Source organism: Pseudomonas sp. FW305-28 (assembly GCF_017351395.1).
GTDB lineage: Bacteria > Pseudomonadota > Gammaproteobacteria > Pseudomonadales > Pseudomonadaceae > Aquipseudomonas > Aquipseudomonas fluorescens_AA.
This window is the reverse complement of the sequence record NZ_JACNDD010000066.1, coordinates 14,224-36,426: the sequence shown is the minus strand read 5'-3', so window position 1 is coordinate 36,426 and position 22,203 is coordinate 14,224. Positions and strand designations below refer to the sequence as shown.

Here is a 22,203-nt window from a genome sequence, read left to right as displayed (position 1 = left end):
TCAGCGGGCGCAGACAATCAGAAAGCTTGGTCTTCACGTTCACGATAACCTTGGATGCCTTTGTCGAGGAAGCTCTCTACCTTGGCGCCGGTGAGGCCGCCGAGTCCCTTCAGAACAATTTGGAGGAAGACGCCGTGGTCGCCTTTTTCGTTTTCCGGGGCGGCTTGACTGAACTCTTCGTAGTCGACCCAGTAACGGTTGATCAGGCGCAATTTCCAGCAGCAGTTGTCGTATTCGAAACCACCGAAGGCTTCCAGGGTACGGTTGCGGTTGTAGTCATACTGCCAGCGGCTGATGGCGTTCCACTGCGGCACGATCGGCCAGATGACCGAGAAGTCGTGCTGCTGGATCTTGTAGTAGTCCTTCACGTAGCCAGGCTGGCCAGGCGTGCCGTAGTCACCACCGCCCACGGACCATTGACCCGTAGTCTGGTCGTAACGGACCTGGTCGTTGCGATAGCGATAACCGGCGTTGATGACCTTGTTCGGGTTGTCTTCAGGCTGGTAGTGGAACATCGCGCTACCCGAGCGAGGGCTGCGAGTGTCCGGGTCCCAGTTATAGGTAGCCGTGGTGCGCCAATCGCGGTTCCAGCGGAACTCATACTCCAGGGCGTAAGGCGAGACATCCGATTTGGCGTCTTCGCGCGTCTTGAAGTCGATGCCCGGCAACTGGACTTCGCGATCCTTGAAGTAAAAGGCCTGGCCGACGCTGATGCGCTGGCGTTCGAAACCGTTTTCCTGGATCCAGCGGCTGGTTATGCCCAGCGACAGTTTGTTCTCGTCGCCGACACGGTCGGAGCCCGAAAAACGATTGTCACGGAACAGCGAGGAGTAGCTGAAGGTGTACTCACCGGTGTCGAACACAGGGATATCGCTCTGGTCTTTCTCAGGTACGTAGAGATAGAACAGGCGTGGCTCCAGGGTTTGGCGATAGTTGGTGCCGAACCACTGGGTATCACGGTCGAAATACAGGCCGCTATCGATACTGGCGATTGGGACGCCGCGGCTCTGGCTGCCGCTGTACGTGCCGCGCAGGCGATCCGTCTCGGCGGATTGCGCGGCGATCTGGGATTTGCCAGTGCCGTCCAGATCCAGATCGTATTGGGTGTATTGGTATTTGAGCGACGGCGTGATGAAGCCGTAGGTGGCTTCCATCGGCAGGCTCATTACCGGTGCCAGATTCAGGCGAGTACCGTTGGCCCGTGCCAGTCCGCGAACGTTGGAGTCCAGCCTTGGCTCGGAGTTACCGTCTTCGTCGGTGTAGGCGCCGGTCCGCAGATCACGATCGAACCGCACCAGCTCTGTCTTGTAGGCGAGGTCCAGTCCATACGGGTGTTGCGGCAGCTCACCGATGAAGGTGATCTGAGGCAAGCGGTTGTAAGGGGTGATCTTCGAAATCGTTGCCATCTGGTAGGCCTGGGCATTCACCCGCGCCGTGTAGCTGTCGCCACGATAGCTGACTGCGCCTTGCTGATTGACGTAATCATTGGACTCGATACCAATCTGATCGCTTTCAAGATCCTGGAAATAGTACGGATCGCTGATCTTGGTGTAGTCGACTTCTGTCAGCACGCGCGAATCGAGGCCGCCCTTGTGCTGCCAGTTGTACATGTAGCGGGTCTTGTCGTAGTCGCTCTGCCCGCTGCGCTCGTTGTCTTCGTCGTTGAGGTATGCGGCACCGAACTGACCTTCGCTGGACTTGGTCAGGTAGCGGAACTCGCCTTCCATCAACAGGCCGCGCTTGCTCATGTAGCGTGGGTACAACGTGGCGTCGTAGTTCGGCGCCAGGTTGAAGTAGTACGGGGTGACCAGCAGGAAGCCGGTGTCGCTGCCGCTGCCGATGGTCGGCGGCAGGAAGCCGGACTGGCGACGGTCGTCGATCGGGAAGTAGATGTACGGCGTGTACAGGACCGGGAAGTCCTTGACCCGCAGCGTCACGTTGGTCGCGGTGCCGAAGCCGGTGGCCGGGTTCAGGGTGATGTTGTTGCCCTTGAGCGTCCAGGCGTTGCTGCCCGGTTCGCACGTGGTGTACGTACCGTCCTTGAGGCGGATGATCGCGTTCTCGGCACGCTTGGCGTACAGCGCGTTACCGCGGATGCGCGATTTGTGCATCACGTATTCGGCGTTGTCGACCTTGGCTTCGCCGGTGTCCAGCTGTACATCGGCGTGGTCGCCGACGATCAGCGCACCGTTGTCGCGAACCCGCACGTTGCCGCTCAGCTCGCCACGGTTCTCGGCCTGGTACAGGCTGGCCTCGTCGGCCTCGACCTGCATGCTGCCCTGGCGCATGACCACGTCACCGGCCAGGGTCGCCACCTGTTCTTCCTGCTGGTAGCGTGAAGCCTTGGCGCCGAGGAACGTGGGCGCATCGCTCTTGGCGGTCTTGTCATTCATGCCAGGACGCGTCGGCTCGATATAGGCACCGGCGCAGTAAGGACCGGTTTCAGCCAGTTGCGCCGGGGTGAGATTCTCGCGTGGAACCCAATCCAGGTGGCTGTAGTCTGCACTGCGCGACTTCAGACCGCGGCCCTTGGCTTCGGTAACGAGCATCGGCTTTTCGCCGGCTTCCTCGCCCGAGCTGCTGTCGGCTGGTGCCGCGCCGCTGTCGGAAACCGCACTGCCGTCATGCACGGGACGCGGCGGCAACGCGGCGGCCGGTGTCTTGGGCGCACAGTCCCAGGCACCCGAAGCGGAGACGGAGCAGTCATACTGCTGCGCCGCGACGACGAATGAAGAGGCCAGGGGTTGCAGGGCCAGCAGACTGCCGGTGACCAGCAACGGAAATTTTTTACGAAACGCGGGGGATTTCAATGCCATCTTATTAGTCCGGGCTTCCTGCGTGCCATCTGCCCGCGGTGTGGGCCGCACGCCTCTCGATGGTCTGAAAAAGATGCTGGATAATAAAGCATGACCCGCTTGACGGCTAGCGCCGTCGGAGACCCTTGCAATGCCCGACCAAGATGTACGCTTGCAACACCTGAAAGTTTGGCTCGATGAACAACTGCCGATCCTTTTCACTCAACAGGGCTGGGGCACCGTACCCCCGGCCACGTTGACCGCCGCCAGCAGTGACGCGAGTTTCCGGCGGTATTTCCGCTGGGAAGGCGAGGGCCGCAGTTTGATCGTAATGGATGCGCCACCGCCCCAGGAAAACTGCAAACCCTTCGTGGATATTGCTTTTTTACTGGCGAAATCCGGTATCAACGTGCCGAAAATTTATGCCGAAGACCTCGAGCGCGGCTTTCTTTTGCTCAATGACCTGGGCAATCAGACCTACCTGGACGTGATCGACAGCGAAAATGCCGACGATTTATTCGGCGATGCCTTGCAGGCCTTGTTGGCTTTCCAGCAACTGCCGATGGTCGCGCCGTTGCCGAGCTACGATGTCGCGTTGCTGCGTCGGGAGCTGGAATTGTTTCCCGAGTGGTACGTCAAGCGCGAGCTGGGCATCGAATTCGATCCGGCCCAGCAGCAACTCTGGCAACAGGCCAGCGAGCTGTTGATCGACAGCGCCCTGGCCCAGCCCAAAGTGCTGGTGCACCGCGACTACATGCCGCGCAACCTGATGCTCAGCGTACCGAACCCCGGTGTGCTGGACTTTCAGGATGCGGTCTATGGCCCGGTGACCTATGACGTGACCTGCCTGTTCAAGGATGCCTTCCTCAGTTGGCCCGAGGCGCGTGTGCGTGGTTGGCTGGAGCGTTACTGGCAGGAGGCTGGCGCCCTTGGCATTCCCGTCCAGCCGGATCTCGAGGATTTCCTGCGGGCCAGCGACTTGATGGGCGTGCAGCGTCACCTCAAGGTCATCGGGATCTTCGCGCGCATTTGCCACCGTGATGGCAAACCACGTTACCTCGGTGATGTGCCGCGTTTCTTTGCTTATATAGATGCGGTCATCGCCCGGCGTCCTGAACTGGCACCGCTCGATGAGCTGCTTGGCAGCCTGCGGCAGTTGGCCGGAGCAACAGAATGAAGGCAATGATCCTGGCGGCGGGCAAGGGCGAGCGCATGCGCCCCTTGACCCTCACCACGCCAAAGCCGTTGATTCGCGTGGGTGGCGTTCCCTTGATCGAATACCACTTGCGGGCGCTCGCCAAGGCCGGCTTTTCCGAGATCGTGATCAATCACGCCTGGCTCGGCCAGCAGATCGAAGATCACCTGGGGGACGGTTCGGGTTTTGGCGTGAGCATTCGGTTTTCACCCGAAGGCGAGCCGTTGGAAACCGGTGGTGGAATCTTCCGGGCCTTGCCGCTGCTGGGCGATGACGCGTTTGTGGTGGTGAACGGCGATATCTGGACCGACTACGATTTCAGCGTCTTGCGCAGGCCGCTCAAAGGGCTGGCGCACCTGGTGCTGGTCGATAATCCAGAGCATCACCCGGACGGCGATTTCATCCTGGCCGACGGAAAGGTTCACGATGGGCAAACACCTGCCGACAACCTGACCTATAGCGGCATTGCCGTCCTGCACCCGCGCTTGTTCGACGGTTGCACAGGCGGTGCCTTCAAGCTCGCACCGCTGTTGCGCACGGCCATGGCCGAAGGGTGCGTCAGTGGCGAGCACCTGAAAGGACATTGGGTCGATGTCGGCACCCATGAACGGTTGGCGCAGGTCGAAACCTTGATAGAAGCGAGCGGTTGATATGTGGTGGCCAGGGACTCTGATTGGAGCCGGGGCAGGCTTTGCCATCGCCAGCATTCCGGGGGCCATGCTTGGTGCGTTGTTGGGGCAGGCGCTGGACCGGCGCCTGAACCTGCAGGGCTGGGCGCAAGTACGTGAGCGTCTGGGCGGCCGTCCGGCGTTGCGCAACGATGAATTGTTGTTCGTATTGCTCGGGCGCTTGGCCAAATGCGATGGGCGTGTGGTCGACGGCCACATCCAGCAGGCTCGCCAGGAGATGCGGGCGTTGGACTTGAGTGAATCGGCGCAGCGCCGGGCGATCGCGGCGTTCAACCGGGGCAAGTCCGGAAACGATCGGTTGCGCGGTTACATGCGTCGCCTGGCCGTCCAGCCCCATGCGGCTGAAGGGGTATTGCGCGCCTGTTGGCGGATGGTCTGGGCCGATGGGCGTGCCGGTGTCGGCGAGCGAGAGCTGGTGGCCCAATGGGGCCGCTGGTTGGGCTGGACGCCGCAACAGGTCCAGGCGCTGGCGGCTGATTACGAACCGCAGAAACTGTCGCGGCCCAACGCCGGCGTGACCTATCAGGAGGCCTTGCGCTTGCTGGGGGTTTCGGCCACCAGCGAGCCGTCGCAGATCAAGCGTGCTTACCGACGACTGCTCAGCCGCCATCACCCGGACAAGATTGCCGGCAGCGGGGCGACGCCTTTGCAGGTGCGTGAAGCCACCGACAAAACCCGAGAGCTGCATAACGCCTATCGGTTGATTCGCGAGCGGCGGGATTTTCGGTAGAAGGGATAACAGTAGAGAGGAAGGTAACCACTGTGGCGAGGGGATTTATCCCCGCTCAAGTGCTCAGCACTGGCCATCAGATTGTGTTGTCGCGCGGGCTTTGGGGTTGCTGCGCAACCCAGCGGGGATAAATCCCCTCGCCACAAAGTTAGTGTTCGGCTTGGCCAGCTGTCAGCCTTACTCCCCTGCCTTTTGCGGATTCAACCAACCCCGAACCCGACGAAACAGCTGCTCCTGCTCCGCCGACGGGTTCGGCAGGGCCTTGAGGGACACTTGGCTGAAGGTCGAACCTTTCAAACGTTTGCTCGCCTGCAAGCGCTCCAGCGCCGCGTTGCGATCCAGCGGTTTGTCCATGTAGAAAATATCGGCGGTCGCCAGTTTCAAGGTCGGGGTCAGTTCAGCCAGGCCGGGTTTGGCAGTGACCGGAGTCTGCGCAGCCACCATCACGAAGCGTTCGACTTGCGAGGGTTGCTTTTCACTCAAGTAACGCGCGGCCCAATAGGCGCCGGTGCCATGGCCCAGTAGCACGATACGGCGTGCGCTTTGCTGTTCGGCGTAGGCCAGCGCCGCGTCGATGCGGGCGAAGATGCGCTCGGCGTCGGCCTTGGCATGCTCTTCATCGGTTTGCGCAACGAGCGGATCCACCGCATCGGCTTCGCCGCCGGCGACCTGTTCGATCGGCGCCGAAGTGGTAGCGTCCGGTGCCGCGGCAGCGGTGTCGGCCGGTTTGGTCTCGGGCGCGGCTTCCTCCACGCGAGGAGCAATGACGTCGCTTTGCAGGTCCGGCAGGGTGATACTCAGGCTGCTCCATTCGACATCGGGCAACTTTTTGCGTAATGGGCCGACGACTTGAGGCCAGTCAGCGGTTTCGCCGGCACCGGGGATGATGATGACCGCGCCTCTGGGGTCACTGGTATTGGCCGGTTTCCACAGTGCGAGGAAGGTGTCGCTGCCGGTCTGCAACTGTTGCTGTTCCTGGGGCGGGACTGTTCGTCCAAGTGCAGCCGCTTCTTCCTGGCTACGCTCGAGCAAAGGCTGGCGCTCGACAGGTTTTTCCCCGGCGGGTTGCTCGGCGGCGGGGGCCGTTTCGCTGGCCTGGACAGAAAAGGCACTTGGCAGGATCAGCGATAGGCACAATGCTGGCAACGCCAGGCGATAAACAGAGGGCATTGGATATTCCATGACCAGAAGTATTTCCGGCAGCCTAATGGGTTGGTCAGTATTTGTCAGTGCATGAGACTTCAATGATGCGTTTTTGCTGCCTGTGGGTTATCGGCTGTTTATGGCTTCCCTTGATGGCGTGGGCCGCGCCCGCGCCGTCGGCGCCTGGGGTGCAATTGAATGCAGGGCAGCGCCAATGGCTGGTGCAACATCCGCAGTGGCGGGTCGGCCTGGTCTTGCAGGCGCCCTATGCGCAATACGACCGGCGCTTGCAGCGTTTGTCCGGCACCAATGTCGAGTTGATGCAATGGCTGGGCAAGGCGCTGAACGTCGAGCTGACCTGGCGCAACTTCCAGGACGTGGCGCAACTGGAAGCGGCATTGCGTGCCGGCGAGGTGGACATCGCTCCGGGCCTGACCCAATCCCCAGGCGGGCTCAAGCTCTGGCAGTTTTCCGATCCCTACATGCGCGTGCCGCAATTGATCGTCGGTGCGCAGAAAGGCGCCGAGGGGGTGGAGTTGGAAAAACTCGACGCCCAGGCCCGCGTTGTGGTGCGCATGCCCAGTGCCACGGCCGATTACCTGCGCAGCAACTACCCGACGCTGAACCTGCAAGGCGTGCCGATGGAGCGCGAGGCCCTGCAATTGCTGCTGACCCAGCAGGCCCGGTACGCGGTGGTCGACGAGGCGCAACTGGGCAGGTTGATGGTCGAACCCGAATTCGCCGAGCTGGCGGTGGTGGGCGACATTGGCCTGCCGCAGTTGCTACGGGTTGCCACACGCCGGGACTGGCCGGAGCTGGCAGAAATCATCGACAGAGGGTTGCAGGCAATCCCGGCCAAGGAGCTGGAGCAACTGCACAGTCGTTGGCTCAAGCCAAAATACCCGCGCCTGACCGAGACCCCGGGTTTCTGGCAGAACCTGACCCTGTTGATCCTGGCCCTGCTGCTCAGCAGTGTCGCCATCGTGTTCTGGCAGCGCCGCCAGCAACGTGGACTGGAGCGCCGCCTGCGTGCCGCGAGGGAAGACATCGCCCAGCGTGCAGCCAGCGAAGAAGCCTTGCGCCTGACCCAGTTCTCCATCGATCAAAGCACGGTCGGCATCCTGTGGGTCAATTGGGACAGCCACGTGCGTTATGCCAACCGAGCGGCCGAAACCATGCTCGGCTACGCCTCGGGCGCCATCATCGAGCGGCCCTTGATCGACTTCGAGCCGGGCTTGCACATGGATCGCTGGTTGAATCTGTGGAAGCGCGCCCGGGCCAGTGAAGAGGGGCCGCTGAGCTTCGAAACCGAGTGCGTGCGAGCCGATGGCAGTATTCTGCCGACCGACGTTTCCCTGAGTTTCCTGCGTTTTCGCGACGCCGAATACCTGGTGGTCTACCTCAATGATGTGACCGAGCGCCGACGTGCGCTGGCGGCGTTGCGCGAAAGCGAGGCGCGGCTGCAAGGCATCGCCGCCAACGTGCCGGGCCTGGTCTTTCGCCTGGAGCGGGCGCCGGTGACCGGCCAGATCGACTTTGCCTACATCAGCGAAGGCAGCGAAAGCCTGGTGGGCTATTCCCCTGCAACCCTGGCCCGCAGCGACACCGGGCTGCGCAGTCTGGTGCATCCGCAGGACAAGGCCGATTATCACCGCACCCAGGACCAGGCGCTGGATACCGACAGCGACTGGTCATGGCAGGGCCGTATCCTGACCCGCGAAGGCCAGGAGCGTTGGGCCGAGATCAAGGCGATCACTCGGCGCCTTGAGGATGGCGCCTATGTCTGGGACGGTATCGTCTGGGACATCACCGACAGCAAGCGCATCGAACTGGAATTGGCCAGTTCCCGGGAGCAGTTGCGCGAGTTGTCGGCGCACCTGGAAAGCGTGCGGGAAGAGGAAAAAGCGCGGATTGCCCGGGAGGTCCACGACGAGCTGGGCCAGATGCTGACGGTGTTGAAGCTTGAAACTTCCATGTGTGAATTGGCCTACGCGCAACTCGACCCGGGCCTGCATGAGCGGCTTAACAGCATGAAGCGCCTGATTGCTCAGCTGTTCCAGCTGGTGCGGGATGTGGCGACGGCATTGCGCCCGCCAATCCTGGATGCCGGCATCGCTTCGGCCATCGAATGGCAGGCCCGGCGCTTCGAGGCGCGAACGCAGATTCCTTGCCTGGTGCAGGTGCCGGACAACCTGCCACCCCTGAGCGACGCCAAGGCCATCGGCCTGTTTCGGATTCTCCAGGAGGCGCTGACCAACGTGATGCGCCATGCCCAGGCGCATACTGTGGAGTTGACGCTGGTTCAGCAAGGCGCTGATTTATGTCTGACTGTCAGTGACGACGGTGTAGGATTTATTGCCGATACGAGCCGGCCAACGTCCTTTGGCCTGGTCGGCATGCGTGAACGGGTGTTGATCATGGGCGGACAGTTGACCCTGGACAGTGAGCCGGGGGAGGGCACCACCCTGTCGGTGCGGGTGCCGTTGAATGAGGCCTGATGGTTTGGGTTGGCTGGGCTGACGCTATCGCGAGCAAGCTCGCTCCCACATCGATTGAGGTGTACACACACCGTGTGGGAGCGAGCTGGCTCGCGATGAGATCTTGAATCTGGAGAGCAATGTGATCCGTGTACTGGTAGCCGAAGACCACACCATCGTCCGCGAAGGCATCAAGCAGTTGATCGGCCTGGCCAAGGATCTGCTGGTGGTGGGGGAGGCGAGCAATGGCGAACAGTTGCTCGAAACCCTGCGCCAGGTGCCCTGCGAAGTGGTGCTGCTGGATATCTCCATGCCGGGTGTCAACGGCCTGGAGGCGATCCCGCGGATCCGTGCGTTGAACAATCCGCCGGCCATCCTGGTGCTGTCGATGCATGACGAGGCGCAAATGGCCGCCCGTGCCCTGAAGGTCGGCGCCGCGGGCTACGCAACCAAGGACAGCGACCCGGCCCTGCTGCTCATGGCGATTCGCAAGGTCGCGGCCGGCGGGCGCTACATCGACCCGGACCTGGCCGACCGCATGGTCTTCGAAGTCGGCCTGACGGACACGCGACCGCTGCACTCGCTGCTGTCCGAGCGTGAATTCTCGGTCTTCGAACGCCTGGCCCAGGGCGCCAACGTCAACGACATCGCCCAGCAACTGGCCCTGAGCAGCAAGACCATCAGCACCCACAAGGCGCGGCTGATGCAGAAACTCAACATCACCTCATTGGCCGAGTTGGTGAAATATGCGATGGAGCACAAGTTGCTCTGAGCCCCGCAATTTCCCCTTGTGGGAGCGAGCTTGCTCGCGATGGCGGCGGCACATTCAATATTGATGTCGGCTGACACTCCGCTATCGCGAGCAAGCTCGCTCCCACAGGGTTCTGTGTCGGCATATCCATTTGCGACACACCCCGACAGCGCTTTTTGCCCTTACTTGCAGCTTGGCGCTTGAAACGCGCCGCCGCACTTACCCAATCCCGCCATCCTTGTAGGGCGATCCCTACCCCGACTCTTCCATCCGGCTGAGGCGATTCTCTCCTGCGCCCCGATTTGCGCGGACCCCAGGGTCCACTAGGCTTGATTCACAAGCAGTCATCAAAACAAAAGGTGCGGGTATGAGCCAGGTCGATTCAAGCGCGGGGGCCAGCGATGTGCTGGTCAGCTTTCGTGGTGTGCAGAAGAGCTACGACGGCGAGAACCTGATCGTCAAAGACCTCAACCTGGACATTCGCAAAGGCGAATTCCTGACCCTGCTCGGGCCTTCCGGCTCCGGCAAGACCACCAGCCTGATGATGCTCGCCGGGTTTGAAACCCCAACCGCCGGCGAGATCCTGCTGGCCGGGCGCTCGATCAACAATGTGCCGCCGCACAAGCGCGACATCGGCATGGTGTTCCAGAACTACGCCTTGTTCCCGCACATGACCGTCGCCGAGAACCTGGCTTTCCCGTTGACCGTGCGAGGCCTGAACAAGAGCGACGTGAGTGATCGGGTCAAGCGTGTCCTGAGCATGGTCCAGTTGGACAGCTTCGCCCAACGCTACCCGGCGCAATTGTCCGGCGGCCAGCAACAACGGGTGGCCCTGGCCCGGGCGCTGGTGTTCGAGCCGCAGTTGGTGCTGATGGACGAACCCCTGGGGGCGCTGGACAAGCAATTGCGTGAACACATGCAGATGGAAATCAAGCACCTGCACCAGCGTCTTGGCGTGACTGTGGTCTACGTGACCCACGACCAGGGCGAAGCCTTGACCATGTCCGACCGCGTGGCGGTGTTCCACCAGGGTGAAATCCAGCAGATCGCCCCACCGCGCACCCTGTATGAAGAGCCGAAAAACACTTTCGTCGCCAACTTCATCGGCGAAAACAACCGTCTCAACGGTCGCCTGCACAGCCACACCGGTGATCGTTGCCTGGTGGAGTTGGCGCGCGGCGAGAAAGTCGAGGCCCTGGCGGTGAATGTCGGTCAGCCCGGCGAGCCGGTGACCCTGTCGATTCGTCCGGAGCGGGTGAGCCTCAACGGCGTCAGCGAACAATGTGTCAACCGCTTCTCAGGGAGGGTGGCGGAATTCATCTATCTGGGCGACCACGTCCGGGTTCGCCTGGAAGTCTGTGGCAAGAACGACTTCTTCGTGAAGCAACCGATTGCCGAGCTCGATCCCGGGCTCGCCGTCGGCGACGTGGTTCCGCTTGGCTGGCAAGTCGAGCATGTGCGTGCGCTCGATCCCCTTCTAGAGGCGAATTGATCGCCCCCTGCTGTACCAACACCAACCCTGCACGTGGAGAGAACAATAAATGTTGAGATCCCTGAAGTTCACAGCCCTGACACTGGGCATGATGGGTGCGGCAAGCGCGATGGCGGCGGGCCCGGACCTGACCGTGGTGTCTTTCGGCGGGGCGAACAAGGCGGCTCAGGTCAAAGCCTTCTACGCACCGTGGGAAGCGGCTGGCAACGGCAAGATCGTGGCTGGCGAGTACAACGGCGAAATGGCCAAGGTCAAGGCCATGGTCGATACCAAGAGCGTTTCCTGGGACCTGGTGGAAGTCGAGTCTCCGGAATTGTCCCGTGGTTGTGACGAAGACATGTTCGAGCAACTGGACCCGGCCCTGTTCGGCAAGACCGAAGATTACGTCAAGGGCGCCATCCAGCCTTGCGGCGTAGGTTTCTTCGTGTGGTCGACCGTGCTGGCCTACAACGCCGACAAACTCAAGACCGCACCGACCAGTTGGGCAGACTTCTGGGACACCAAGCAATTCCCGGGCAAGCGCGGCTTGCGCAAAGGCGCCAAGTACACCCTGGAATTCGCCTTGATGGCCGACGGCGTAGCGCCGAAAGACGTCTACAAAGTGCTGGCCGGCAAGGATGGCCAGGACCGTGCGTTCAAGAAGCTCGACGAGCTCAAGCCGAATATCCAGTGGTGGGAAGCCGGCGCCCAGCCGCCGCAATACCTGGCTTCCGGTGACGTGGTCATGAGCTCGGCCTACAACGGCCGGATCGCCGCGGTACAGAAAGAAAGCAACCTGAAAGTGGTGTGGAACGGCGGTATCTACGACTTCGACGCCTGGGCCATCCCGCGCGGCCTGGACAAGACCCGCGCCGAAGCGGCGAAGAAATTCATCGCCTTCTCGGTCGCACCGCAGCAGCAGAAGACCTACTCGGAAAACATCGCCTACGGCCCGGCCAATACCCAGGCTGTGCCGTTGCTGGCCAAGGATGTCCTCAAAGACATGCCGACCACCCCGGAAAACATCGCCAACCAGGTGCAGATCGACGTCAGCTTCTGGGCTGACAACGGTGAGCAACTGGAGCAGCGCTTCAACTCCTGGGCGGCCAAGTAACCCGACGCTCTGAAGCTGGATGAAATCCATGTGGGAGCGAGCTTGCTCGCGATAGCGGTTTGTCAGACACATCAATGTTGAATGTGCCGTAGCCATCGCGAGCAAGCTCGCTCCCACAGGTTTTTGCTCCAAGCGGGTGTTTCAAAAGAACAGAGGCGGCCCGCCGCCCCTGTAACGATAAAAAGATTTGCGGAGTTCGCCATGGCCATCGCCGTTCCACTGAACGCGGGCACCAGCCCCACCCTCAAGCAACGGCTCAAGCGCGCCGAGCGGGTCAACCGCTGGAAGGCCCAGGCCTTGATCGCGCCGCTGGTGCTGTTTCTGTTGCTGGTGTTCCTGGTGCCGATCGTGGCACTGCTGTTCAAAAGCGTCAGCAACCCGGAAGTGGTGGGCGCCATGCCTCGCACGGTCGCTGCCGTCGCGGCCTGGGACGGACGCGGTTTGCCGGGCGAGCCGGTGTACAAGGCTGCCAGTGAAGACCTGGCCGAAGCCCGCAAGAATCAGACCCTGGGTGACTTGTCCAAGCGCCTGAACATGGAACTGGCCGGCTATCGCAGCCTGCTGACCAAGACTGCTCGGGCGTTGCCGTTTGCCACCGAGCCGGCTTCCTATAAAGAAGCCATGGAAAACCTCGATGAGCGTTGGGGCGACCCGGCGTACTGGCAGGTGGTCCGCCGTAACACCAGTAATGTCACCCCGTACTACCTGCTGGCGGCCGTCGACCACCGTATCGATGACCTGGGGGAACTGGCCCCGGCGACTCCCGACCAGGCGATTTACCTGGATATTTTCACCCGTACGTTCTGGATGGGCCTGGTCATCACCGCGATCTGCCTGGTGCTGGCCTATCCGCTGGCCTACCTGCTGGCGAACCTGCCGTCGCGCCAAAGCAACCTGTTGATGATCCTGGTGTTGCTACCGTTCTGGACCTCGATCCTGGTGCGCGTCGCCGCGTGGATCGTGCTGCTGCAGTCGGGCGGCCTGATCAACAGTGGCCTGATGGCCATGGGCATCATCGATAAGCCCCTGGAGCTGGTGTTCAACCGCACCGGTGTCTACATCTCCATGGTCCATATCCTGCTGCCGTTCATGATCCTGCCGATCTACAGCGTGATGAAGGGTATCTCGCCCACCTACATGCGGGCGGCGATTTCCCTGGGCTGCCATCCGTTCGCCAGTTTCTGGCGGGTGTATTTCCCGCAGACCTATGCCGGTGTCGGCGCCGGTTGCCTGTTGGTGTTCATCCTTGCCATCGGCTACTACATCACGCCGGCGCTGCTGGGCAGCCCGAACGACCAGATGGTCAGCTATTTCGTCGCGTTCTACACCAACACCAGTATCAACTGGGGCATGGCCACGGCGCTCGGCGGGCTGCTGTTGCTGGCGACCGTCGTGCTTTACCTGATTTACAACCGGCTGGTGGGCGCCAGCCGCCTGCGCCTGAGCTAAGGGGAGATCGAAATGCTGAGTCCTTACATGTCTCCCGTCGAACGGGTGTGGTTCTACACCTTGCGCACGCTCTGCGGGCTGATCCTGTTGTTCCTGATCCTGCCGGTGCTGGTGATCATTCCGCTGTCGTTCAACTCCGGCAGTTTCCTGGTGTACCCGCTGCAAGGCTTCTCGCTGCAGTGGTACCACGATTTCTTCGCCTCGGCCGAATGGATGCGGGCGCTGAAAAACAGCATCATCGTGGCCCCGGCGGCGACGTTGCTGGCGATGATCTTTGGCACACTGGCGGCCATCGGCCTGACCCGCGGTGACTTCCCGGGCAAGGCGCTGGTGATGGCCCTGGTGATTTCGCCCATGGTGGTGCCGGTGGTGATCATCGGCGTGGCCAGCTATCTGTTCTTCGCACCGCTCGGGATGGGCAACAGTTTCCTCTCGCTGATCGTGGTCCACGCCGTGCTGGGGGTACCGTTCGTCATCATCACGGTGTCGGCGACCTTGCAGGGGTTCAATCACAACCTGGTCCGCGCCGCCGCCAGCCTCGGGGCTTCGCCACTGACGGCGTTTCGTCGGGTGACCCTGCCGTTGATCGCCCCGGGCGTGATCTCCGGCGCCCTGTTCGCCTTCGCGACGTCGTTCGATGAAGTGGTGGTGACCCTGTTCCTGGCCGGCCCCGAGCAGGCAACGTTGCCGCGGCAGATGTTCAGCGGCATCCGCGAAAACCTCAGCCCCACCATCGCCGCGGCGGCGACGCTGCTGATTGCCTTCTCGGTGATCCTGCTGCTGACCCTGGAGTGGTTGCGTGGGCGTAGCGAGAAGTTGCGCACGGCCCAGGTCTGAAGGTCAGCGTTGTCCAAATGTGGGAGCGAGCTTGCTCGCGATAGCGGTAGAGCATTCAACATTGATGCTGAATGTCAGTGCGCTATCGCGAGCAAGCTCGCTCCCACAGGGTTTCTCATTGCATTCATAAGCTGAATGGCAGACAACCCTCAATACCGAGCTATCCTTGTGCCAGCCCATACTCGAATAAGAGGCCGCGCACATGAGTCTTTCCTCATTCAAGATCGCCCATAAACTGATCACCGGTGCCGCTGCCATCGAGCAACTGGCCGCCGAGTTGACGCGCCTGGACGTCGACAACCCGCTGATCGTGACCGATGCGGCGCTGGTCCAGTCCGGCACTGTGGAACTGGCCCTGCAACATCTGGGCGGACGCGACTACGAGATTTTCGACCGGGTCATGCCGGACCCGGAAATCGCCATCGTCGAGGATTGCATGCAAGCCTACCGCGACGGTGGTCATGATGGCCTGATCGGCCTGGGCGGCGGCAGTGCCATCGACATTGCCAAGTGCGTGGGCGTCTATGCCGGGTACCACGGCGAGTTGCAAGATATGTTCGGCGTCGATCAGGTGCCGCGCAAAGGCCCACCCATGATTGCCATCCCCACCACAGCCGGTACCGGTTCGGAAGTCACCAACGTGGCGATCCTTTCCGACAAGGCCGCGCAGCTGAAAAAAGGCATCGTCAGCGATTTTCTGTTGCCGGACGTGGCGCTGGTCAGCCCGCAGATGACCCTCACGTGCCCCCGTGGCGTAACGGCGTCCAGTGGTGTCGACGCGCTGGTCCATGCCATCGAGGCCTACCTGTCGCTCAATGCGTCGCCGATCACCGATGCCCTGGCTATCGGCGCGGTCAAGCTGATCAGCCGGGCGTTGCCCAAGGCCTACGCCAACCCCGCGCATCTGCAAGCCCGTGAGGACATGGCCACGGCCAGCCTGATGGCCGGCATGGCCTTCGGCAATGCCGGGGTTGGCGCGGTGCACGCGCTGGCCTATCCGTTAGGTGGGCGCTTTCACGTTTCTCACGGCGTCGCCAATGCACTGTTGCTGCCGTACGTCATGGCGTGGAACAAGATGGCGTGCGTCGAGCGCATGCGTGACATCGCCGAAGCCATGGGGATCAGGACTGCCCATCTGAGCGATATGGAGGCCGCCGACGAAGCCGTGGAAGCCATGGTCGCCTTGTGCGCCGCCGTGGAAATTCCCAAGGGCCTGAGTACCCTGGGCGTGACCGAGGACGTGATTCCGTCCATGGCCCTGGAGGCCGTGGGGATCGAGCGGTTGATGCGCAACAACCCACGCAAGCTGACCGCCAGCGACATCGAGAAGATCTACCGCGCGGCGTATTGATCGACGGTCACGGTGGGCGCGCCAAATCTTGAGGTATACAATGCGCGCCATCGTGATTTCGCTCAAAACAGGTGCGTCATGCAGCCCTTCGCTATTGCTCCGTCGATTCTCTCCGCCGACTTCGCCCGCCTGGGCGAGGAAGTGGACAACGTTCTGGCCGCCGGGGCCGACATCGTGCACTTCGATGTCATGGACAACCACTATGTACCCAACCTGACCATCGGCCCGATGGTCTGCGCGGCGCTGCGCAAGTACGGCGTCACCGCGCCGATCGACGCGCACCTGATGGTCAGTCCGGTGGACCGCATCGTCGGTGACTTCATTGAAGCCGGTGCCACCTACATCACCTTCCACCCAGAAGCCACGCTGCACATCGACCGCTCCCTGCAGTTGATCCGCGAGGGCGGTTGCAAGGCCGGCCTGGTGTTCAACCCGGCGACGCCCCTGGACGTGCTCAAGTACGTGATGGACAAGGTCGACATGATCCTGCTGATGAGCGTCAACCCTGGCTTCGGCGGCCAGAAGTTCATCCCGGGCACCCTCGACAAGTTGCGCGAAGCCCGGGCGCTGATCGACGCCTCGGGGCGTGACATACGCCTGGAAATCGACGGTGGCGTGAACGTGAGCAATATCCGTGAAATCGCCGCGGCCGGCGCCGACACGTTCGTCGCGGGCTCGGCGATCTTCAACGCCCCCGACTACAACGAGGTGATTGCAAAAATGCGCGCCGAACTGGCCCTGGCGCGTCCATGAGCGGCTTCGAGCAGCTGTTCCCCGGCAGCTTGCCGCGTCTGGTGATGTTCGACCTCGATGGCACATTGGTCGATTCGGTCCCGGATCTCGCGGCGGCCGTGGACAGTATGCTGCTCAAGCTCGGGCGTCCGTCCGCCGGCATCGACTCGGTGCGCCACTGGGTGGGCAACGGCGCGCCCATGCTGGTGCGCCGGGCCCTGGCCAATCACATCGATGCCCAGGGCGTCGATGACGCCGAGGCCGAGCGGGCGCTGGAGCTGTTCAACGAAGCCTACGAAGGCAACCATGAGCTGACGGTGGTCTACCCCGGTGTACGCTCCACGCTCAAGTGGCTGAAAAAGCAGGGTGTGGAAATGGCCCTGATTACCAACAAGCCGGAGCGCTTCGTTGCGCCGTTGCTGGACCAGATGAAAATCGGCCGCTATTTCCGCTGGATCATCGGCGGCGATACCTTGCCACAGAAAAAACCTGACCCGGCCGCGCTGTTCTTCGTGATGAAAATGGCCAACATCCCGGCCTCCCAATCCTTGTTCGTCGGCGACTCGCGCAGCGATGTGCTGGCGGCCAAGGCGGCAGGGGTCAAATGCGTGGCGCTGAGTTACGGCTACAACCACGGCCGGCCCATCGCCGAAGAGTTTCCGACGCTGGTGATCGACGATTTGCGCCTGTTAATTCCCGGTTGCCTGGACCCGGCCGCTGAGATAACGTTGCCCGACGCTGTTCAATCCTCTTCTGGAAACGCCATCGTGGTGGTCACTCGCAAACTCTGGATGAAAGTCATGAAGGCCCTGGCCCGCTGGCGTTGGCGCGCCTGACGTGATCCTGGCCGGTTATCCGGCGCGTTTGCATACCTGACTGTCAGCTCCTCTTGCCACGAGGCACCCCATGATCCGTGAAGAATTCCTGCGTCTAGCCGCAGCCGGCTACAACCGCATCCCCCTTGCCTGCGAAACCCTGGCCGACTTCGACACGCCGCTGTCGATCTACCTCAAGCTGGCCGACCAGCCCAACTCCTACCTGCTCGAATCGGTACAGGGCGGGGAAAAGTGGGGCCGTTATTCCATCATCGGCCTGCCGTGCCGTACGGTGCTGCGGGTCCATGACCATCGCATCAGCGTGACCCACGACGGCGTCGAAATCGAAAGCCTCGACGTCGAAGACCCGCTGGCATTCGTCGAAACCTTCAAGGCCCGCTACAACGTGCCGACCATCCCTGGCCTGCCGCGCTTCAACGGTGGCCTGGTGGGGTATTTCGGCTACGACTGCGTGCGCTACGTGGAAAAACGCCTTGGCACCTGCCCGAACCCCGATCCCCTGGGCGTGCCGGATATCTTGCTGATGGTCTCCGACGCCGTCGTGGTCTTCGATAACCTCGCCGGCAAGATGCACGCCATCGTCCTGGCTGACCCGTCCCGGGAAGATGCCTACGAGCAAGGTCAGAAAAGCCTGCAGGCGCTGTTGGAAAAACTCCGTCAGCCGATCACGCCGCGTCCGGGCCTGGATTTCAGCAAGCAGTCGGCGGCCGACCCGGTGTTCCGTTCCAGTTTCACCCAGGACGATTACGAACGCGCCGTCGATACCATCAAGGAATACATCCTGGCGGGCGACTGCATGCAGGTGGTGCCGTCGCAACGGATGTCCATCGACTTCAAAGCCGCGCCCATCGATCTCTACCGGGCGCTGCGCTGCTTCAACCCGACGCCCTACATGTACTTCTTCAACTTCGGCGACTTTCATGTCGTGGGCAGTTCGCCCGAAGTGCTGGTGCGGGTCGAAGACAACCTGATCACCGTGCGACCGATCGCCGGCACTCGCCCTCGTGGCGCCACGGAGGAGGCTGACCGGGCGCTGGAAGAGGACCTGCTGTCGGACGACAAGGAAATCGCCGAGCACCTGATGCTGATCGACCTGGGGCGCAACGATACCGGGCGGGTCTCGGAAATCGGTTCGGTGAAACTCACCGAGAAGATGGTCATCGAGCGCTATTCCAACGTGATGCACATCGTCTCCAACGTCACCGGCCAATTGAAGGCCGGGCTGACGGCCATGGATGCCTTGCGGGCGATCCTGCCGGCGGGCACCTTGTCCGGCGCGCCGAAAATCCGCGCGATGGAAATCATCGACGAACTGGAGCCGGTCAAGCGGGGGGTGTACGGCGGGGCCGTGGGTTATTTCGCCTGGAACGGCAACATGGACACCGCGATTGCTATCCGCACCGCGGTCATCAAGAACGGCGAACTGCACGTGCAGGCCGGCGGCGGCATCGTCGCCGACTCGGTGCCGGCATTGGAATGGGAAGAAACCCTGAACAAACGCCGGGCGATGTTCCGCGCCGTGGCGCTGGCCGAGCAGACCTCGAACGACTGAAAACCTCCAACAACTGTGGCGAGGGAGCGAACGTCCTCGCCACAGGTCCTTCAGCGACTCGATCAAAATGTGCGAGCGAGCTTGCTCGCGATGAGGCTGTCATATTCAACCCATAGGTCGCCTGACAGTCCGCTATCGCGAGCAAGCTCGCTCCCACCGGCTCGCCTCGATCAGAAGTCCAGGCTGACGCCCAGGCTCACCCCCTGCTGGGTCAAGTCATCATCCTTGCGCAACGTATAACCGCCCCGCAGCGCCAGGTCGTTGGTCAATTTGTGGCTGACCCCCAGGCTCAGGCGGTTCAGGTGGCTCTGTGGCGTGTAGCCTTCCAGCGTGAAATCGTTGGCTGGCAGGCTGTTGAGGGCGATGTTGACCTTTTGCGTGTCGTCTTCGTACTCGCGCTCGTGGGCATATTCGCCAAATACCTGGGTCTGCCGGGTGATGTTGTATTTGCCCTGCAAGCCAATGCCCAGGCGTTTCGAGTCGCGGGTCTGGTCATCGAAGGTCAGGGCCGTGGAGCGGTTGCTCTTTTCCGAGTAGCCATCGACTTCCACCTTCGCATAGTCAGCGCTGATAAACGGCGAGAGGTGCCATTCGCTGCCCGGCTGGGCAATGTCGTAGCCCACCCGTGTGCTGAATGCCCAGAGATGGCCGTCGGTGTCGCCTTTCTCTTGGGCTTCGTTGACGCCCAGGTCGAACTTGCGTTCCAGGTTGTCGTAGTCGAGCTTGCCGCCAGTCAGTGCCGCATCGGCCCACCAGCGGTTTTGCTGGAACTGGGCGAAGGCGGTGGCCAGGTAGCTGTTGAGCTTGTACTGCGAATCGTTATGGCCTGCTTCCATGTCCTGGCGGTAGAGGCCGGCGGCGACACCTACGCGCCAAGCCTCGTTGAGGCGATAGCTGCCGCCAATGTTCAGACTGTAGCCACTGCCATCGGCGCTGGCGCCGCTGCCCTGGCTGTCCATGTCCAAGTGTTGGCCGCCACCTGCCACGATGGCTCGCCACTGGCCGACCGCCTGCCAGTCCTCCCAGTCCGATTGCCACTGGCTGCGCAACTCATCCTGGTGGGCACGCAGGGTCGAGTGGGCCATTTCCGGCAGCAACGTCAGTTCCCAGGGCGCCGCGAGCAGGGAAAAGGCGTAGTCGGCGATCAGCTTCTGCCCGGTTTCGGTTGGATGGACCGCGTCGTTGTAGATCAGCTTGCTGGGGTCTGGCGTGGCACTGTTGATGCCATAAGTGGCGTTTTCCGTGCAGCCGTTGCCGCTGAAGCAGGTTGCAGTCAGGTTCTCCCCGGTGGCGAGGCCGAATCTTGCCGGATCGGCGAAGCTTTCCTTCAGCAAGAGCGGAATGTTCAGTGGAATGATTTCAGCGTCGATGCCTTGCAGGCGTGTGATCAGTTGTTGGTTGAACTGATTGCCCAGTTGCGAAAAGGTGTCCTGCAAGGGGCCGCCGTTGAGGGCCGGCGTCAGGCCCAGGTCGGGCAACAGCCAGACCATCACATAGCGGGCACCGGCCGTTTGCAGCACTTGGACGCTGTCGGCCAGGCGGTCCGCGGCGGCGTTCGCTTGCGCGGTGTTCAATACCCGGCCTTGAAGGAAGTCGTTACCGCCACCGGAAAGGTAATACAGCGCATTCGGATCGGCCCGCAGGCCATTGGACTGCAGGTAGCCGGGACGGCTGCGCTCGCCGGTGTCGGATACACCGGTGATCGATTCGAGGATCTGGTCGGTACGATAACCGCCCACCGCCCAGTTGTTGCCGTCTGCCAGCCCTTGGTCGGCGCGGACCGCCGAGGTGGAGGCGGCCGTCTCGTCGGCGGAATAGCCCAGGCGCCCGCCGAGCAGTTGGGTGGAGTTGGCCGAATAGGCTTCACCGCTGCCGTCCGTGTAGATCGGACCGGTTCGGTTGGTATAGCGCTCGGTCGAGCCGGGCGGGCCATTCGGGTCGGCGAACTGGCCTGCATCGTTGAGGCTGTCGCCGAACACAATGAATTTGGAGTACGGGTTGGGGGCGGCGCTCGCCTGGGCGCAGGCCATCGCCAGCAGGCAACCGGCAATCGGTACGAACAACGTCTTTTTGATCATGGGAAAATCCGTTTTTATTTTTTTGTTGTTAGAAAACGAAACGACAGTACCAAAAACTTTCGGCATTTTGCCATCTATCCGGAACGTCGCGATTGTTTCAAAGCCCTTCGGGAACGGTCATATTGCGTGCTCCGCCCAGCTAAGCTACTGTGCCGGAACGTATGAACGAGACTTCCCCTGTGTCGATTGCCAGCAAACTTCTGGATCAAATGATCAAGGCACACGCCCGTTGGCGTTGGCGCGCCTGAACATTCTCCGCCGGCTTCGCCGGACCTGTACCGATTTGCCTTCTTTACCCGCTGTAGAACCGCTTCGCCGGGGCATCAACCGCCTCGCCAAGCGCAGCAGCGTGCGGGTCACTCTCTGAAGGCTGTGTTCAAAGTCAGTGAATTCAATAGGTTGCTTAGCCATGTTGCTGATGATCGATAACTACGACTCTTTTACCTACAACGTTGTGCAATACCTTGGCGAGCTGGGCTCCGAGGTCAAGGTCGTGCGCAACGACGAACTGACCATCGCCGAAATCGAAGCCCTCAAGCCTGAGCGCATCGTGGTTTCCCCCGGCCCATGCACGCCGACCGAGGCGGGCATTTCCATCGAGGCCATCAAGTATTTCGCCGGCAAGCTGCCGATCCTGGGCGTCTGCCTGGGGCATCAGTCGATCGGCCAAGCGTTCGGTGGCGATGTGGTGCGCGCCCGACAAGTCATGCACGGTAAGACTAGCCCGGTATTCCACGAGGACAAGGGCGTGTTCGAGGGACTGAATCGTCCGCTTACCGTAACCCGCTACCACTCTTTGATCGTCAAGCGCGAAACGCTGCCTGACTGCCTGGAGTTGACGGCCTGGACCCAGCTTGAAGACGGCTCGGTCGATGAAATCATGGGGCTGCGCCACAAGACATTGAATATCGAGGGTGTGCAATTTCATCCCGAGTCTATTCTCACCGAGCAGGGCCACGAGCTGTTCGCCAACTTCCTCAAACAAACCGGCGGCACGCGCTAA

At 61.7% G+C, this 22,203-nt stretch carries 18 protein-coding genes; 15 read left to right on the top strand and 3 right to left on the bottom strand.

Annotation, left to right across the window (positions count from 1 at the left end; translation table 11 throughout):
* Positions 1 to 17: 17 nt before the first annotated feature.
* Positions 18 to 2,816, bottom strand: a complete 2,799-nt coding sequence (locus J4E53_RS16715; protein WP_060740360.1) for an LPS-assembly protein LptD — start codon at positions 2,814 to 2,816, stop codon at positions 18 to 20.
* Between the two features lie 130 nt (positions 2,817 to 2,946).
* On the opposite strand from J4E53_RS16715, the gene J4E53_RS16710 reads away from it, so the two are divergent.
* Genes J4E53_RS16710 through J4E53_RS16700 form a run of 3 tightly spaced genes read left to right on the top strand, consistent with a single transcriptional unit; the run spans position 2,947 to position 5,409 of the window.
* Positions 2,947 to 3,972, top strand: coding sequence for an aminoglycoside phosphotransferase family protein (locus J4E53_RS16710; RefSeq protein WP_103308211.1), 1,026 nt, complete (start codon positions 2,947 to 2,949; stop codon positions 3,970 to 3,972).
* The gene (gene murU / locus J4E53_RS16705; protein ID WP_060740362.1) at positions 3,969 to 4,640 is read left to right on the top strand and encodes an N-acetylmuramate alpha-1-phosphate uridylyltransferase MurU; all 672 of its coding nucleotides are present in this window, start codon (positions 3,969 to 3,971) and stop codon (positions 4,638 to 4,640) included. Before J4E53_RS16710 ends, murU begins: the two co-directional genes overlap by 4 nt.
* Position 4,641: 1 nt before the next feature.
* Positions 4,642 to 5,409 carry a TerB family tellurite resistance protein gene (locus tag J4E53_RS16700; protein WP_060740363.1) on the top strand — a complete coding sequence of 256 codons (768 nt, stop codon included), beginning with the start codon at positions 4,642 to 4,644 and terminating at the stop codon, positions 5,407 to 5,409.
* Between the two features lie 177 nt (positions 5,410 to 5,586).
* On the opposite strand, the gene J4E53_RS16695 is transcribed toward J4E53_RS16700, so the two are convergent.
* Positions 5,587 to 6,579 (bottom strand): alpha/beta hydrolase family protein, encoded by a 993-nt coding sequence (locus tag J4E53_RS16695; RefSeq protein WP_060740364.1) that lies wholly within the window; start codon positions 6,577 to 6,579, stop codon positions 5,587 to 5,589.
* Between the two features lie 74 nt (positions 6,580 to 6,653).
* Between J4E53_RS16695 and J4E53_RS16690 the strand changes: the two genes are divergently transcribed.
* The 10 genes from J4E53_RS16690 (at position 6,654) to trpE (ending at position 19,122) form a co-directional block, all read left to right on the top strand.
* On the top strand, positions 6,654 to 9,050 hold the full coding sequence (locus J4E53_RS16690; RefSeq protein WP_103308213.1) for a PAS domain S-box protein: 2,397 nt from the start codon (positions 6,654 to 6,656) through the stop codon (positions 9,048 to 9,050).
* Between the two features lie 121 nt (positions 9,051 to 9,171).
* Complete coding sequence (locus tag J4E53_RS16685; RefSeq protein ID WP_060740366.1) at positions 9,172 to 9,801, top strand: response regulator transcription factor; 630 nt, start codon at positions 9,172 to 9,174, stop codon at positions 9,799 to 9,801.
* Between the two features lie 346 nt (positions 9,802 to 10,147).
* A complete protein-coding gene (locus J4E53_RS16680; RefSeq protein WP_060740367.1) occupies positions 10,148 to 11,272 on the top strand; it encodes an ABC transporter ATP-binding protein in 1,125 nt (374 codons plus the stop codon).
* A gap of 49 nt (positions 11,273 to 11,321) precedes the next feature.
* Positions 11,322 to 12,365, top strand: a complete 1,044-nt coding sequence (locus J4E53_RS16675) for an ABC transporter substrate-binding protein (protein ID WP_042730717.1) — start codon at positions 11,322 to 11,324, stop codon at positions 12,363 to 12,365.
* A gap of 201 nt (positions 12,366 to 12,566) precedes the next feature.
* Complete coding sequence (locus J4E53_RS16670; RefSeq protein WP_060740368.1) at positions 12,567 to 13,814, top strand: ABC transporter permease; 1,248 nt, start codon at positions 12,567 to 12,569, stop codon at positions 13,812 to 13,814.
* 12 nt (positions 13,815 to 13,826) lie between these two features.
* Positions 13,827 to 14,651, top strand: a complete 825-nt coding sequence (locus J4E53_RS16665) for an ABC transporter permease (protein ID WP_060740369.1) — start codon at positions 13,827 to 13,829, stop codon at positions 14,649 to 14,651.
* A 202-nt stretch (positions 14,652 to 14,853) separates the two neighbouring features.
* Positions 14,854 to 16,002: an iron-containing alcohol dehydrogenase gene (locus J4E53_RS16660; protein ID WP_103308214.1), complete on the top strand. Its 1,149-nt coding sequence runs from the start codon at positions 14,854 to 14,856 to the stop codon at positions 16,000 to 16,002.
* A gap of 78 nt (positions 16,003 to 16,080) precedes the next feature.
* Positions 16,081 to 16,755 (top strand): ribulose-phosphate 3-epimerase, encoded by a 675-nt coding sequence (gene rpe / locus J4E53_RS16655; RefSeq protein WP_103308215.1) that lies wholly within the window; start codon positions 16,081 to 16,083, stop codon positions 16,753 to 16,755.
* The gene (locus J4E53_RS16650) at positions 16,752 to 17,570 is read left to right on the top strand and encodes a phosphoglycolate phosphatase (RefSeq protein ID WP_060740372.1); all 819 of its coding nucleotides are present in this window, start codon (positions 16,752 to 16,754) and stop codon (positions 17,568 to 17,570) included. The genes rpe and J4E53_RS16650 overlap by 4 nt, the downstream gene beginning before the upstream one ends.
* A 70-nt stretch (positions 17,571 to 17,640) precedes the next feature.
* Positions 17,641 to 19,122: an anthranilate synthase component I gene (gene trpE / locus J4E53_RS16645; protein WP_060740373.1), complete on the top strand. Its 1,482-nt coding sequence runs from the start codon at positions 17,641 to 17,643 to the stop codon at positions 19,120 to 19,122.
* A gap of 170 nt (positions 19,123 to 19,292) precedes the next feature.
* On the opposite strand, the gene estP is transcribed toward trpE, so the two are convergent.
* Positions 19,293 to 21,200 carry an esterase EstP gene (estP, locus tag J4E53_RS16640; protein ID WP_103308216.1) on the bottom strand — a complete coding sequence of 636 codons (1,908 nt, stop codon included), beginning with the start codon at positions 21,198 to 21,200 and terminating at the stop codon, positions 19,293 to 19,295.
* On the opposite strand from estP, the gene J4E53_RS16635 reads away from it, so the two are divergent.
* Both J4E53_RS16635 and J4E53_RS16630 read left to right on the top strand, forming a co-directional pair.
* The gene (locus J4E53_RS16635; RefSeq protein ID WP_207268162.1) at positions 21,199 to 21,567 is read left to right on the top strand and encodes a hypothetical protein; all 369 of its coding nucleotides are present in this window, start codon (positions 21,199 to 21,201) and stop codon (positions 21,565 to 21,567) included. The genes estP and J4E53_RS16635 overlap by 2 nt on opposite strands.
* Positions 21,568 to 21,609: 42 nt before the next feature.
* On the top strand, positions 21,610 to 22,203 hold the full coding sequence (locus J4E53_RS16630; protein WP_018928869.1) for an aminodeoxychorismate/anthranilate synthase component II: 594 nt from the start codon (positions 21,610 to 21,612) through the stop codon (positions 22,201 to 22,203).

What these genes read in the sequence shown, in the direction of transcription:
- J4E53_RS16670 (WP_060740368.1), top strand. Translation starts at nt 12,567, where the DNA reads ATGGCCATCGCCGTTCCACTGAACGCGGGCACCAGCCCCACCCTCAAG.
- J4E53_RS16660 (WP_103308214.1), top strand. Translation starts at nt 14,854, where the DNA reads ATGAGTCTTTCCTCATTCAAGATCGCCCATAAACTGATCACCGGTGCC.
- J4E53_RS16630 (WP_018928869.1), top strand. Translation starts at nt 21,610, where the DNA reads ATGTTGCTGATGATCGATAACTACGACTCTTTTACCTACAACGTTGTG.
- J4E53_RS16665 (WP_060740369.1), top strand. Translation starts at nt 13,827, where the DNA reads ATGCTGAGTCCTTACATGTCTCCCGTCGAACGGGTGTGGTTCTACACC.
- estP (WP_103308216.1), bottom strand. Translation starts at nt 21,200, where the DNA reads ATGATCAAAAAGACGTTGTTCGTACCGATTGCCGGTTGCCTGCTGGCG.
- J4E53_RS16675 (WP_042730717.1), top strand. Translation starts at nt 11,322, where the DNA reads ATGTTGAGATCCCTGAAGTTCACAGCCCTGACACTGGGCATGATGGGT.
- J4E53_RS16635 (WP_207268162.1), top strand. Translation starts at nt 21,199, where the DNA reads ATGGGAAAATCCGTTTTTATTTTTTTGTTGTTAGAAAACGAAACGACA.
- J4E53_RS16710 (WP_103308211.1), top strand. Translation starts at nt 2,947, where the DNA reads ATGCCCGACCAAGATGTACGCTTGCAACACCTGAAAGTTTGGCTCGAT.
- J4E53_RS16690 (WP_103308213.1), top strand. Translation starts at nt 6,654, where the DNA reads ATGATGCGTTTTTGCTGCCTGTGGGTTATCGGCTGTTTATGGCTTCCC.
- murU (WP_060740362.1), top strand. Translation starts at nt 3,969, where the DNA reads ATGAAGGCAATGATCCTGGCGGCGGGCAAGGGCGAGCGCATGCGCCCC.
- J4E53_RS16715 (WP_060740360.1), bottom strand. Translation starts at nt 2,816, where the DNA reads ATGGCATTGAAATCCCCCGCGTTTCGTAAAAAATTTCCGTTGCTGGTC.
- rpe (WP_103308215.1), top strand. Translation starts at nt 16,081, where the DNA reads ATGCAGCCCTTCGCTATTGCTCCGTCGATTCTCTCCGCCGACTTCGCC.
- J4E53_RS16650 (WP_060740372.1), top strand. Translation starts at nt 16,752, where the DNA reads ATGAGCGGCTTCGAGCAGCTGTTCCCCGGCAGCTTGCCGCGTCTGGTG.
- J4E53_RS16700 (WP_060740363.1), top strand. Translation starts at nt 4,642, where the DNA reads ATGTGGTGGCCAGGGACTCTGATTGGAGCCGGGGCAGGCTTTGCCATC.
- trpE (WP_060740373.1), top strand. Translation starts at nt 17,641, where the DNA reads ATGATCCGTGAAGAATTCCTGCGTCTAGCCGCAGCCGGCTACAACCGC.
- J4E53_RS16695 (WP_060740364.1), bottom strand. Translation starts at nt 6,579, where the DNA reads ATGCCCTCTGTTTATCGCCTGGCGTTGCCAGCATTGTGCCTATCGCTG.
- J4E53_RS16680 (WP_060740367.1), top strand. Translation starts at nt 10,148, where the DNA reads ATGAGCCAGGTCGATTCAAGCGCGGGGGCCAGCGATGTGCTGGTCAGC.